Below are 13,883 nucleotides of genomic sequence, written 5' to 3'. Positions count from 1 at the left end.
CCCTATGTCAGGATTTCGTTGGGAAATCATTCAGGAATACGCCCCACTGTTTATGGACGGTGCCTGGATGACAATTAAGTGCACCATTATCTGTGTGATTTTGGGCACAACCTGGGGGTTAACCCTCGGTCTGGGCCGTCTGGCGCAAGCGCCTCACGGTATCTGGAAGCCAGTATTGTACTATTTCGTTCAATGGCCAGTACGCATCTATATTAGTGCTATTCGTGGCACACCCTTATTTGTGCAAATAATGGTGGTGCATTTCGCGCTGGTGCCACTGTTTATTAACCCACGGGATGGCATTCTGGTCACCAATGGCATTATGTCTTCTGATTTTGCCAGAATGCTGCGCTCAGATTACGGTGCTTTTTTATCCTGCGTCGTGGCTATCACGCTGAACGCGGGTGCTTATGTTTCTGAGATTTTCCGTGCGGGTATTCAGTCAATTGATCGCGGCCAGATGGAAGCCTCGCGCTCATTGGGAATGAGCTACGGCAAAACGATGCGCAAGGTTATTCTGCCTCAGGCTTTCCGCCGGATGTTACCGCCACTGGGTAACAATGCCATCGCTATCGTAAAAGATTCATCGCTGGCCTCTGCGATTGGCCTGGCTGACTTAGCCTATGCTGCTCGCACCGTTTCTGGTGCCTATGCGACTTATTGGGAACCCTACCTGACCATCTCACTGGTTTATTGGGTTATCACATTCTTACTTTCGCTATTAGTGCGGCATATGGAAAAGAGGTTCGGTAAAAGTGATTCACGTACATAACCTACAAAAACAATTTGGCGAAACCCATGTGTTGCGTGGCATTTCTTGCGACATTCAGCCAAAAGAAGTGGTTTGCATCATTGGCCCATCCGGTTCGGGTAAAAGCACCTTTTTGCGCTGTATTAATGCGTTGGAGACGTTATCCGGGGGGGAAATAACCGTTAATGGTTTTGAGATCCATAACCCGAAAACCGATCTCAACCGGATGCGCGAAAGTGTCGGCATGGTGTTCCAACGTTTTAATCTATTCCCTCATATGACGGTGTTGGAAAACCTAACCATGGCACCTATGGATGTTAAAAAGCTGCCACGAGCGCAAGCCATAGAACGGGCTGAATTGTTGTTACGCAAGGTGGGATTGCTCGATAAGATTGATGCCTATCCCAGCAGTCTTTCTGGCGGTCAACAGCAACGCGTCGCCATTGCCCGAGCCTTGGCAATGGAACCTAAAATCATGTTGTTTGACGAACCGACTTCAGCGCTGGACCCGGAGTTAGTCGGTGAAGTGCTGGCGGTGATGAAAGCATTAGCACTGGAAGGGATGACCATGGTGGTAGTGACTCATGAAATGGGCTTTGCCCGAGATGTTGCCGACCGGGTGTTGTTTATTGATCAAGGGGTGATACAGGAAGAGGGGCAACCGGAAAAAATCTTTACCGCCCCGACTAACCCGCGAACTCAGGCATTTCTCAGTAAGGTGCTTTCAGCGCAAGGGTAAACGGTTACCCATTGAAGATGTTACAAATTGAAGCGGGTTATTATCGGGTGAAACCGAATAGCCCGCCGATTTGCTCACCAACCAGTAAGAAATGAAAACAGCATCCAGAATAAACACAATACGGCAATACCACTCCCACCAATGGTAAATAAGAGATTACCGCGCGATAACACACTCAAAGCAATACCTACCAACACTGAAACCGGCATCAGCGCCAGAAAGAACGGCCAAGTGTACAGCAGGAAGAAGACGGTATTGGGACCATAGACAAAGAAAGGTATCGCAAACGCCAGCCAATAGAAAACAAAGCCTGTAACACCACCGAGAAAGGAGTATGACGGCTCCTCCCTTTCCCGCTGTTCGTCGATAATAATTTGGGTGATATTCTGCATAGCAATCCTGTGGGCACAGTTTACCAGCACGCTCTAAGGGCGTTTTGCCGGTAGCCATTAGTATAGATACCCAGCGTAATTAGCGTTACAGGTAGGCAGCAAGCTAATACATCCCGATGCGCTTACACAGTCAAGTGATTCGGGTGAATGCGTGCAGCTAACGGCCCTGTAGCTTCAAGTACAAAGGGTATCATTTAGGATTTGATAATAGCTCGACCACGCAGTACGTCTAACAATTGTTCAATCAAATTTGTTACTAATTGTTCACCCGGCAAATGAATATCAGCGTGTTCGGGTGATTCATAAATAGAGTCAATGCCAGTAAAATTTTTCAGCTCGCCAGCACGGGCTTTTTTGTACAAACCTTTAGGGTCACGGGCCTCACAAATAGCCAACGGTGTATCGACAAATACCTCAATAAACTGGCCTGATGCCAACATATTGCGCACCATTTCCCGCTCAGCCCGATGAGGTGAGATAAACGCCGTCAGCACCACCAACCCGGCATCTACCATCAGTTTGGCCACCTCCCCGACGCGACGAATATTCTCGCGCCGGTCAGTATCAGAAAAACCCAAATCACGGCATAAACCATGGCGCACATTGTCGCCATCCAGTAAGTAAGTGCTAACACCGCGAGCAAACAGTGCCTGTTCCAGCGCACCGGCAAGGGTAGATTTCCCTGAGCCAGATAAACCGGTAAACCACAGCACCACCCCTTGGTGCCCATGCTGTTGCTCCCGATCCTCTCGGGTCACCGCATGGGGATGCCAGATGATATTCTCATCAGCCGGCAGAGCGCCCGATTCATTAACATCATGCGTTTTCAACGGATCGGCGTACAAGTTATTTACCCCCTAACAGATCACGCGCGCCCCAGTGTGGGAAATGGCGGCGAACCAAAGCATTCAGTTCTAACTCAAACGTACTGAATTCAGTATTTTCCTGATAAACCGACGCCAGCGTTTCGCGAATTAACCCTGCACCAACAGTGACATTAGTCAGCCGATCAATAAAGATCATGCCACCGGTATCCCGATTGCGTTGATAGCTGTCGAGCACCAGCGGTTCATCAAATGCCAGTTCAACCAAACCAATGCCATTAAGCGGCAGGCTGTCAACTACCCGCTGGGTCAATGAGTTGATTTCCACCTGATATTGAATATTTTCCACCCGCGCACGGGTCTTTTTCCCCGCTACTTTGATGTCATAACTTTGTCCAGCCACTAACGGCTGTTCCGCCATCCACACCACATCCACCAGCGCATTTTGCGCCGCTATTAAGGTCTCACTGGCATCAACCAATAAATCGCCACGGCTGATATCCACTTCATCAGTCAGTACCAAGGTTATGGCTTCGCCGGGGATGGCTTGCTCCAAGTCACCATCAAAAGTAACAATGCGCGCCACACTTGATTCCATACCGGACGGCAGCACTTTTACTCTCTGCCCAACGCGCACCACACCGGCAGACAAGGTGCCAGAATAACCACGAAAATCCAGGTTTGGCCGGTTAACATACTGCACCGGGAAGCGCAGCGGCTGCTGCCGGCTGGCATTGACCACATCAACACTTTCCAGCACTTCCAGGAGTGTCGGGCCGGAATACCAATTCATTTTCTCGCTCGGTGATGCCACATTATCGCCATCCAGCGCAGATAGAGGGACAAACTTGATGTCGAGATCCGTGGGTAATTGCTCGGCAAAACTCAGGTAATCTTCTTTAAATTGTTCGAAGACGCTTTCCTGATATTCCACCAAATCCATCTTATTCACCGCCACTACCAAATGGCGGATCCCCAGCAATGTAGCGATAAAGCTGTGACGGCGAGTTTGATCCAATACCCCTTTGCGGGCATCGATCAACAAAATCGCCAGATCGCAGGTAGAAGCCCCGGTCGCCATATTGCGGGTATATTGCTCATGCCCCGGTGTATCCGCGATGATAAATTTGCGTTTCTCGGTTGAGAAATAGCGATAAGCCACATCAATGGTGATGCCCTGCTCACGCTCGGCCTGCAAGCCATCAACCAATAACGCCAAATCCAATTTTTCACCCTGAGTGCCAATACGTTTACTGTCAGTGTGCAGCGTTGATAACTGATCTTCATAGATTTGGCGAGTATCATGCAGTAAACGCCCAATCAGGGTGCTCTTACCGTCATCCACACTGCCACAGGTCAGAAAACGCAACATCGTTTTATGCTGTTGGGCATGCAGGTAAGCTTCTACTCCACCCTCGTTGGCAATCTGCTGGGCGATAGAGGTATTTTGTAAAATCATCGATTTGTTCTCTGAAACTGACAGCTCATCGACAACGGGCTGATCTTGTAATTTCGTGCTCATTGGGCGCTCCTCAGAAATATCCCTGACGCTTTTTAAGCTCCATCGAGCCGGATTGGTCACGGTCGATCATTCGCCCCTGACGCTCACTGGTGGTAGAGATAAGCATCTCTTCGATGATGGCCGGTAAAGTTTCAGCCTCGGACTCTACCGCGCCAGTCAATGGCCAACAGCCCAAGGTGCGAAAACGCACCATCTTCTGAGTAATGACCTCACCCGGTTGTAAATCAATTCGGTCGTCATCCACCATCAGTAACATGCCATCACGCTCAACCACCGGGCGAGGCTTTGCCAGATACAGTGGAACAATGTCGATTTTTTCCAAGAAGATATATTGCCAAATATCCAGCTCAGTCCAGTTGGACAGCGGGAACACGCGGATACTTTCGCCTTTGTTAATTTGGCCGTTGTAGTTGTGCCACAGTTCCGGGCGCTGATTTTTTGGATCCCAGCGATGGAAGCGGTCACGGAACGAATAAATACGCTCTTTGGCGCGGGATTTCTCTTCGTCACGCCGTGCGCCACCAAATGCAGCATCAAAACCATATTTGTTCAGCGCTTGCTTCAAGCCTTCGGTTTTCATGATATCGGTGTGTTTGGCGCTGCCGTGAACAAACGGGTTAATGCCCATCGCTACCCCTTCCGGGTTGCGGTGGACCAATAGCTCGCAGCCAAATGCTTTAGCGGTACGGTCGCGAAATTCATACATCTCGCGGAATTTCCAACCGGTATCCACATGCAATAACGGGAATGGCAAATTACCGGGGAAGAAGGCCTTGCGCGCCAAATGCAGCATCACAGAGGAATCCTTACCGATAGAATAGAGCATCACCGGATTACCGAATTCAGCGGCCACTTCACGGATGATATGGATACTCTCCGCCTCCAATTGCCGCAAATGAGTGAGTCGTTTTTCGTCCATAACAGATCCTTTATGCCAAATTCACGACTGACGGGCTGATAGCCTGTTCAGTCTGTGGTTGTTGCCCAAACCAGGCGATTTGGTGATGTAAATCCACCACTTCACCGATAACCAGCAGTGCTGGGGTCGGCGCCTGATGTGCTAATGATTCCAGTTGGGCCAGTGTGCCCGTCAAAACTTGTTGGTCAGCACGGGTTCCCCGGCCAATTACCGCTACAGGGGTGGTGCTTGCCCGACCATGGGCTATGAGCTGACGGCTAATCTCGGCGGCTTTCACTGTTCCCATATAAATCGCCAAAGTTTGGCGGCCTCGAGCCAGTGCCGGCCAATCCAAATCATCGCCATCGGCGCGGCAATGCCCGGTAATAAAGGTCACGCTCTGAGCATAGTCACGATGCGTCAGGGGGATACCCGCATAGGCTGTCGCCCCACTTGCCGCCGTCACTCCCGGCACCACCTGAAACGCGATGCCCGCACGCGCCACCATTTGCAGCTCTTCACCACCACGGCCAAAGATAAACGGATCACCGCCTTTCAGCCGCACTACCCGTTTCCCCTGCTGCGCCAGCGAGACAAGTAATTGATTGGTTTCTTCCTGTGCTACCGAGTGTGCTCCCGCCCGTTTGCCGACACAGATACGTTCAGCGTCACGCCGTACCAGATCCAACACTTCCGGGCTGACTAAATGGTCATATAACACCACATCAGCCTGCTGAATCACTTGCAGGCCACGTAATGTCAGCAAACCTGGACAACCAGGCCCCGCCCCCACCAAAGCAACCTCACCCTGAGTGCTGCGCTGCCCCTCCAGCTCCCGTTGTAATTCCTCTTCGGCTTGTGCTAACTGACCACGGCTAATCAGACTTGCAAAGCGGCCACTAAATGCATTTTCCCAAAAGCGACGGCGCTCTCCCATCGAGGCGATATGCTGTTTAACCCGACCACGCCAGCGCCCGGCAACGGCTGCCATATCACTCAGGCTGGCAGGTAGCAGGGCCTCTAACTTTTCACGCAGTAAACGCGCCAGCACCGGAGCTTGACCGGCAGAGGAGATAGCCACCACCAGAGGGGAGCGATCGACAATCGACGGGAAGATAAACGAGCAGCGGGGTTGGTCATCAACCACGTTAGCCAAAAGATGTCGCTGATCCGCAGCGGTAAAAACAGCGGCATTCAGCACGGTATCGTTGGTGGCGGCAATCACCAAAAAAACATCATCCAACTGTTCCGGCAAGAAAACCTTTGCAAGCCAGTTAATGCGGCCATCCTGATGCTGTTGTTCCAGTTCAGATGAAAGAGCCTGTGCCACTACCCTCACCTGTGCACCCGCGCGGTGGAGTAAATCAATTTTTCGCGCAGCGACTTCGCCGCCGCCAACAACCAATACTGGGCGCTGTTTCAAGTCGGCAAATAGAGGTAGATAGTCCACAACGTCCTTCAATTACATGATAAAGCGTAGGGTGACTATAGGGGGGGGGCATGGCCTTATGAAATGACGAAAAGTAATTACAAGTTCCATAATGATATATAGGCGTAACAGCATGGCTTGCAGCTAAGTTAGCCAATTCGCACTCAGGGCGATTTTCTTACTTACTGACATAAAATTTCTACACTTTAGGAAGTATACAAATTGTCTATTGGTGTAGACAGTTTCATACTAAGCACCGGAAAGAGTTGTATTGTCCATGCTGCGAGGCATGGCCCAGACTATAACAAGGATATTTCGGTATGTTTTCCCGCCGTCGCCTAAAGTGGGCACTATTCACCCTGTGTTTCAGTACCGTCTTACCGTTGCATGCCGCTACGACTCAGGCCGTTGGTCGAATCGCTGAACAACAAATCCGCCATATCAGCACCTACTTTCCCGGCCGTATGGCGGGTAGCCCGGCAGAATTACTGGCTGCTGAGTATATCAACCACCGTTTTCAGCAAATGGGTTATCAAAGCAACCTACGGGGTTTTAATACCCGCTATCTGTATACCAGTAAAAACGGTAAACCAAGCTGGCACACACTGACTGCCACCTCGGTGATTGCCGCTCGCAACATAACAACTCTCGATAAAAAGCAGGCGACTGGCAAAGCGGATGACCAGAAACAGATAATTATCATGGCGCACTTTGATACCTACACACCGCAAAGTGATAAAGATTTAGATAAGAATCTGGGTGGGCTGACGCTACAAGGGGTCGATGACAATGCGGCAGGGGTCGGCGTTATGCTGGAACTGGCTGAACATCTGAAAGACACACCATTGCGCTATGATTTGCGTTTTGTGGCACTCAGCGCCGAGGAGATAGGTGCACAAGGTGCCGAGAACTATCTGCAACGAATGAGTAAAACGGAGAAAGCCAACACACTGCTGGTGATCAACTTAGATAGTCTGATAACCGGTGACCGGCTCTATTTTAATGCCAGTAACCAGCCCACAGCCATTGCTGCAAGGGATCAGGCACTTGCGTTGGCACGTCGGTATGGCATTACTGCCGCCACAGTTAAAAACCAGATTAGCTCCCCCTGTAGGGCGGATAAAAATATCTTCTATAACGCCGGATTACCGGTGTTATCTGTCGAAGCAAGCAACTACAGCCTGGGTAACAAAGAGGGTTGTCAGCAACGGGCCATCAGTAGCCACTTTCCTCAAGGTATAACCCGTCATCAAAGCCAGCTAGATAACTTAAATTATCTGGATAAGTACTTACCGGGTCGTATCAGTAAACGTTCACACGATAGTGTGAAAATATTGTTGCCCCTGATACAAGCGCTCGCTGCTGATAAAAAATAATATTGGCTTTGCGTAACTTCGCGCAAAATACAGATAAAAACCAACAAATTCAATGTCAGGGTGATCATTATGATCGCCCTTTTTCGTGCTTTTCACGTATAACTCCTGGTGGGTATAGCACCCATAATTAATTGACTCAACCTCGCTGGTGGGTATAATACCCACCAGCGACTCACCAGGAGATCACATGGAGAGTGGCGAATTAATAAAGCGATTGCAGGAAGGTGTGAAGTCACCCACTGGGAACCGCCTCCACACATAGGGTTTGAATGATGACGGGTATAAACGCTTAGGGAGTTAACCATGATCTACCCTATTTTTATTTTCAGTACTACTGAAGGATTCGATGGATATTTTCCCGATCTTGACGGTTGTTTCTTTGCTGGCAATACCTTTGCCGATATCAGTAAAAATGCCGAAGAAGCCTTTGCTGTTCATATTGAAGCACTGATGGATGAAGGTTTTCCATTACCCACGCCCCCGAAAGATCCACAGCGTTACATTGGGGATCCCCGGTTAAAAGAAGAAGCGGGGATTTTGGGGTTTGTTGAGATTGATCCGGCCAAATATGAAAGTAAGGCGGTCAAATTCAATCTGACCATGTCGCAAAATCTGCTGACCGCCATTGATAAGTTTATCGCCACACACCGGGGTTATAAGAACCGTAGCCAATTTCTGGCTGAATTGGCACGTGAGAGAATCATCAGCTAATAGATAATGAAAATGAGGGCACAGGCAGCGCCCTCAGACCACAGACAAATTCAAATAAAGGGAGAACGTGCGGTTGGGTGTAGGCGTTACGCATCAGTCGCCGGAACGCCCATCGGGGATGGTCCACTCTTCATTCACTGAGCTGTAACACTCACAGGGCTATAAATAGCGTTGATATTAGCTTCAACCTTCATGCAGGCCGCATTCGCGTTTCAACCCAAAGAAGCGAGTTTCCTCTTCGCTCATTCCCGGTTCCCATTTACGGGTAGTGTGAGTATCCCCGACCGATAAGTAACCCTGTTCCCAAAGAGGGTGATAGCTCAGGCCATTTTGGGTCAGATATTGATAAATCTGCCGATTATCCCAATCGATAATCGGTAGCAATTTGAAAACGCCGCGCTGAATGGCTAACACCGGTAGCTGTGCCCGGCTGCCTGATTGTTCACGGCGAAGACCAGCAAACCACGTTTGAGCCCCCAGCGTTTCCAACGCCCGATTCATAGGTTCCACTTTGTTCAGGTCATTGTAACGTTCAATACCCTCGACTCCTTGCTGCCACAATTTACCGTAACGGGCTTCCTGCCAAGCCGGGCTATGAGGGGCACGAAATACCTGTAAGTTAAGTTGAAGCTTCTCAGTCAAGTCATCAATAAACTGATAAGTTTCTGGGAATAGGTAACCGGTATCAGTAAGAATTACTGGAATATCAGAACGTTGCCGCGTAACAAGATGCAAACAAACGGCGGCCTGAATACCAAAGCTGGAAGAAAGTACAAACTCGCCCGGTAGATTTTCCAATGCCCAGCTCACCCGCTCTTGCGCGGTTAAATGCTCAAGTTGACCGTTAACCAGTACCAGTGCCGCCGCTTGTTCTGCTTTCGGCAGGGCATTAAGTTCACTCAAGTTAAATTGGCTCACACCGCCTCCTGTACGTCATAAAAATCACGGGCTGAATCAATCACTGGAGCAATCACACCAACGCGAATCACAAAGTCACCGAAACCTTCATCAGCATGGCGCTCTTTTGCCCAGCGCCCAACCAACTGATCGGTAATTGCCAGAATTTCATCTTCGGTGATGTTTTCACGATACATCCGCGGTATCCGAGTGCCTTCCCGGTTGCCACCCAGATGCAGGTTATAACGACCAACGGCTTTACCCACCAGCCCTACTTCTGCCAGTAAAGCACGGCCACAGCCGTTCGGGCAGCCGGTAACTCGCATCACAATATGTTCATTGGGCAAACCGTGTTGCTGCAAAATACCTTCAATACGGGTAACAAACTCTGGCAGGAAGCGTTCAGCTTCGGCCATAGCCAATGGGCAGGTTGGGAATGAAACACACGCCATGGAGTTCTCACGCTGCGGGCTGACACTGTCATCCATCAAGCCATGCTCACGGGCCAGCGCCTCAATACGGGCTTTATCTTTTTCCGGCACCCCTGCCACAATCAGGTTCTGATTCGCAGTTAAGCGGAAATCACCCTGATGGATTTTAGCAATTTCTGCCACACCGGTTTTCAGGCTACGGCCAGGATAATCTAGCAAACGGCCATTTTCGATAAACAGGGTTAAATGCCATTTTTTATCAATGCCTTTCACCCAGCCAATACGATCGCCACGACCAGTAAATTGATAAGGCTTAATAGCGCCGAAACTGACGCCTGCGCGCTTTTCAACTTCCGCTTTGAAGGTTTCTACCCCTACTCGCTCCAGCGTATATTTGGTTTTAGCATTTTTGCGATCGGTACGATTGCCCCAATCCCGCTGCGTGGTAACAACCGCTTCAGCGATAGCCAGCGTGTGCTGTAGCGGAATGTAGCCAAATTCACTCGCTTTACGGGGATAGGTATTCTTATCACCATGAGCAATGGATAGCCCACCGCCTACCAACACGTTAAAGCCAATCAGTTTGCCTTTATCGGCGACAGCCACAAAGTTGAGATCGTTGGCGTGTAGATCCACATCATTTTGCGGAGGAATAACAACTGTAGTTTTAAATTTACGCGGTAAATAGGTCGCGCCGAGAATCGGCTCCTCATCGGTGGTCGCCACTTTTTCCGCATCCAACCAAATTTCGGCATAAGCGCGAGTACGCGGCAGCAAATGCTCAGAAATCTTTTTCGCCCATTCGTAGGCTTCCTGATGTAGCACCGATTCCACCGGGTTCGACGTACACAGTACATTACGGTTTACATCGTTTGCCGTCGCCAACGCATCCAGCCCCAATTGATTAAGCAACTGATGGGCCGGTTTAACATTACCTTTCAGAATGCCATGGAACTGGAATGTCTGGCGATTGGTGATACGGATGCTGCCGTATAAGGTGTTATCCGCCGCAAACTTATCAATTCCCAACCATTGCTGTGGGGTAATAATCCCCCCTGGCAAGCGGCAACGTAGCATCATGGCATGACGTGGTTCCAGCTTCTGCTCGGCGCGTTCGGCGCGGATATCACGGTCATCCTGCTGGTACATACCGTGGAAGCGGATTAACAGGAAGTTGTCGCCATTGAAACCACCCGTTAGACCGTCATTCAAGTCTTTGGCAATGGTCCCACGCAGGAAATTGCTTTCCGACTTCATACGTTCGCCATCAGACAGTTTTCCAGTAACGACTAATGGCCCTGGGTGTTTTTCATTCATCAGTACACATCCCGCTGATAACGGCGCGCCAGGCGCAGCTCACTTAAATATTCATCAGCCTGCTCGGTATCCATTGCACCGTGCAGAGCCACCACGTCCAGTAAAACCTGCTCAACGTCTTTGGCCATGCGGTTAGCATCGCCACAGACGTAAATGTGGGCACCTTGTTGTATCCAGTTCCACAGTTCTGCGCCCTGTGCGCGCAGTTTGTCTTGTACGTATATTTTATGGGCCTGATCGCGCGACCAAGCCAGATCAATGCGGGTCAGCAAGCCGTCTTTAACATAGCGCTGCCATTCAACCTGATAGAGGAAATCCTCGGTGAAATGAGGGTTGCCAAAGAACAACCAATTCTTGCCACTCGCACCATCGGCCTCACGCTGTTGCATAAAGGCGCGGAAAGGTGCAATACCGGTACCGGGACCAATCATGATAACTGGCGTTTGCGGGTTAGCAGGCAGGCGGAAGTTATCGTTATGTTCGATAAAGACTCGAATATCACCCTCCACTTCCAGCCGATCAGCCAAATACCCTGACGCCCCTCCGGTACGTGGCCGCCCATCAATGTCATAGCGCACCACACCCACAGTGATATGTACTTCGTTTTCAGTCTCAGCCTGTGAGGAAGCAATGGAGTACAAGCGCGGCGTCAGTGGCCGTAACAGCGCAATCAACTGATCAGCATTGAGATCAGACGGGGCCTGTCTAACCATATCAACGATCGGGGTATTTTTGGCATATTGTTGCAGCGCCGGTTTATCTGCCAGCAGCGCAATCAGCTTCTCATCACGGGAAAGTGCCGCATACTTATCAACGATCAGCGTCGTATTTTGTGTCAGTTCAAAATGGCTGCGCAATGCCTGTGCCAGTGGCAGTGGCAGATTCTGCCCGTCGACACTGACCTGTTCGTCACCTTTAAGCCACAACAGAGCGAGCAGCTCGTCTACCAGGGCCGGGTCATTATCAAACCAGACCCCCAGTGCATCACCGGGTTGGTAACGCAGACCTGAATCGGCTAAATCTATTTCAATGTGGCGGACATCTTTTTCGGAGTTACGGCCTGTCACTTTCTGCTGTACCGATAATTGCGCGGTCAGTGGTGCCGTTTTGCTGTATGGGCTGGATGTGATTTCATCCACGACACCACTTTGAGTTACCGCCGCCGCAGTTGCCGATTGTGCCGGCACCCGAGCCTGTAACACTGCAACGATCTGCTGACGCCACTGCTGTGCCGACTCCTGATATTCCACATCCGCATCGACACGATCCAATAAGCGCTGAGCACCAAGTTCCGCCAATTTGCTGTCGAAATCTTTACCTGCCTGGCAAAAGTGCTCGTAAGAGGTGTCCCCTAATCCAAACACAGCAAAGGCGGTTTCCGGCAACTTAGGCGCTTTTTTAGAGAATAAGTATTTGTGCAATGCAACCGCTTCTTCCGCGGGTTCACCTTCGCCCTGAGTGGAGGCAACGACAATTAATAGGCGTTCTTGTGCAATTTGCTTAAACTTATAATCACCCGCATTGACCAAATTGACATTAAGTTTAGCCGCCAGAAGGTCATCACGTAGCTGTTCCGCCAAGCGGCGTGCATTACCGGTCTGAGAGGCAGAGATAAGGGTAATCGTCAGCGCTGGCGGAGCCACTGCCGCTGGGGTTGCAGCCACACCTGGCTGTTGATTAACCATGCCCCAGAAATAACCGGACAACCATGCCATTTGGGTTGGGGAAAACTCACCAACCGCCGCCTGTAAGCGGGCTAACTGCTCCGGCGATAGCGGAAGTAAAGAAGTAGGAGGAACCTGAGTCGTCATTGCAGTACGCATTCCCTTAAGCTTTAGCCAGTGTCAGCCGATCTATTTTCAGCACATATTTCTTAATGTTTGTAAGGTTAACCATCCCGATAATAACAATTAAAGAAGCGATAGAAATAATAAATAACCAAAACGACTAAGCAGTTTTTCAGGTAATGGATATGAGTTAAAGTGTTCAACTTATTAAGAAAATTTTCACTAACCCATATCAAGCTATTAATTTGCCACGTCTACATATAAATCAGTAAGCTACGGGTAAAAGGCCGGTTTGCCAGGGGCCAGGAAGCGCTCCCCGTTGTGCGCTTTCATAGCCAGCAGAGGTGCTTTCCGGTACTATGCGGCGGTTTTTTGAGTCAATAAGGTCAGGACTATGAGCACCACCCTATTTAAAGATTTTCAATTTGAAGCCGCTCACCGGCTGCCCCATGTTGCGGAAGGTCATAAGTGTGGCCGTTTGCACGGTCATTCATTTATGGTCCGTATCGAGGTTACCGGTGAAGTCGATGCTCACTCCGGCTGGGTGATGGATTTTGCTGATCTGAAAGCGGCATTTAAACCTATTTGGGAACGACTGGATCACTACTATCTGAATGATATTCCCGGTTTGGAAAACCCGACCAGTGAAGTACTGGCCAGTTGGATTTGGCAACAGCTTAAACCGCAGTTACCAGAACTGAGCGCAGTAATGGTGAAAGAGACCTGTTCTGCGGGCTGCGTTTATCGCGGATAATAAATCGCGACTAACAAATCGATACCCAAAGTCATTGATGTTGCAGCGCTTGCGC

General features: G+C 49.9%; 13 protein-coding genes. 5 read left to right on the top strand and 8 right to left on the bottom strand.

Annotated features, from left to right (window positions below; all coding sequences use genetic code 11):
- Positions 1-4: 4 nt before the first annotated feature.
- Together Q2T71_RS02815 and Q2T71_RS02810 are read left to right on the top strand one after the other, a co-directional pair.
- Positions 5-772, top strand: a complete 768-nt coding sequence (locus Q2T71_RS02815; RefSeq protein ID WP_005181636.1) for an amino acid ABC transporter permease — start codon at positions 5-7, stop codon at positions 770-772.
- Complete coding sequence (locus Q2T71_RS02810; RefSeq protein WP_372558062.1) at positions 756-1,490, top strand: amino acid ABC transporter ATP-binding protein; 735 nt, start codon at positions 756-758, stop codon at positions 1,488-1,490. Before Q2T71_RS02815 ends, Q2T71_RS02810 begins: the two co-directional genes overlap by 17 nt.
- Positions 1,491-1,564: 74 nt before the next feature.
- On the opposite strand, the gene Q2T71_RS02805 is transcribed toward Q2T71_RS02810, so the two are convergent.
- From Q2T71_RS02805 to cysG, 5 genes are all read right to left on the bottom strand, one after another.
- Positions 1,565-1,882 (bottom strand): DUF3561 family protein, encoded by a 318-nt coding sequence (locus Q2T71_RS02805; protein WP_083160403.1) that lies wholly within the window; start codon positions 1,880-1,882, stop codon positions 1,565-1,567.
- 194 nt (positions 1,883-2,076) lie between these two features.
- Positions 2,077-2,727: an adenylyl-sulfate kinase gene (cysC, locus tag Q2T71_RS02800; protein ID WP_372558061.1), complete on the bottom strand. Its 651-nt coding sequence runs from the start codon at positions 2,725-2,727 to the stop codon at positions 2,077-2,079.
- A 1-nt stretch (position 2,728) separates the two neighbouring features.
- Positions 2,729-4,228, bottom strand: coding sequence for a sulfate adenylyltransferase subunit CysN (cysN, locus tag Q2T71_RS02795; RefSeq protein WP_372558060.1), 1,500 nt, complete (start codon positions 4,226-4,228; stop codon positions 2,729-2,731).
- A gap of 10 nt (positions 4,229-4,238) precedes the next feature.
- Positions 4,239-5,147 carry a sulfate adenylyltransferase subunit CysD gene (cysD, locus tag Q2T71_RS02790; RefSeq protein WP_004706274.1) on the bottom strand — a complete coding sequence of 303 codons (909 nt, stop codon included), beginning with the start codon at positions 5,145-5,147 and terminating at the stop codon, positions 4,239-4,241.
- 10 nt (positions 5,148-5,157) lie between these two features.
- The gene (gene cysG, locus Q2T71_RS02785; protein WP_372558059.1) at positions 5,158-6,576 is read right to left on the bottom strand and encodes a siroheme synthase CysG; all 1,419 of its coding nucleotides are present in this window, start codon (positions 6,574-6,576) and stop codon (positions 5,158-5,160) included.
- Between the two features lie 299 nt (positions 6,577-6,875).
- On the opposite strand from cysG, the gene Q2T71_RS02780 reads away from it, so the two are divergent.
- A complete protein-coding gene (locus Q2T71_RS02780) occupies positions 6,876-7,931 on the top strand; it encodes an aminopeptidase (RefSeq protein WP_372558058.1) in 1,056 nt (351 codons plus the stop codon).
- A 303-nt stretch (positions 7,932-8,234) separates the two neighbouring features.
- Positions 8,235-8,642, top strand: coding sequence for a type II toxin-antitoxin system HicB family antitoxin (locus Q2T71_RS02775; protein WP_372558057.1), 408 nt, complete (start codon positions 8,235-8,237; stop codon positions 8,640-8,642).
- 183 nt (positions 8,643-8,825) lie between these two features.
- On the opposite strand, the gene Q2T71_RS02770 is transcribed toward Q2T71_RS02775, so the two are convergent.
- The 3 genes from Q2T71_RS02770 to cysJ are packed head-to-tail and all read right to left on the bottom strand — an operon-like array spanning position 8,826 to position 13,098.
- Entirely contained in the window at positions 8,826-9,560 is a 735-nt protein-coding gene (locus tag Q2T71_RS02770) for a phosphoadenylyl-sulfate reductase (RefSeq protein WP_372558056.1), read from the bottom strand.
- Positions 9,557-11,287 carry an assimilatory sulfite reductase (NADPH) hemoprotein subunit gene (gene cysI / locus Q2T71_RS02765; RefSeq protein WP_372558055.1) on the bottom strand — a complete coding sequence of 577 codons (1,731 nt, stop codon included), beginning with the start codon at positions 11,285-11,287 and terminating at the stop codon, positions 9,557-9,559. Before cysI ends, Q2T71_RS02770 begins: the two co-directional genes overlap by 4 nt.
- Entirely contained in the window at positions 11,287-13,098 is a 1,812-nt protein-coding gene (gene cysJ / locus Q2T71_RS02760) for an NADPH-dependent assimilatory sulfite reductase flavoprotein subunit (protein ID WP_372559823.1), read from the bottom strand. Before cysJ ends, cysI begins: the two co-directional genes overlap by 1 nt.
- Positions 13,099-13,468: 370 nt before the next feature.
- Here cysJ and queD point away from each other — a divergent pair, with 370 nt between their 5' ends.
- Positions 13,469-13,828, top strand: a complete 360-nt coding sequence (gene queD / locus Q2T71_RS02755; protein ID WP_372558054.1) for a 6-carboxytetrahydropterin synthase QueD — start codon at positions 13,469-13,471, stop codon at positions 13,826-13,828.
- Positions 13,829-13,883 lie beyond the last annotated feature (55 nt).

Origin of the sequence: Yersinia sp. 1652 StPb PI (assembly GCF_041538345.1) — a bacterium.
Classification (GTDB): domain Bacteria; phylum Pseudomonadota; class Gammaproteobacteria; order Enterobacterales; family Enterobacteriaceae; genus Yersinia; species Yersinia enterocolitica_E.
The sequence above is the reverse complement of the archived record's forward strand: the minus strand, read 5'-3'. Positions and strand labels throughout refer to the sequence as shown.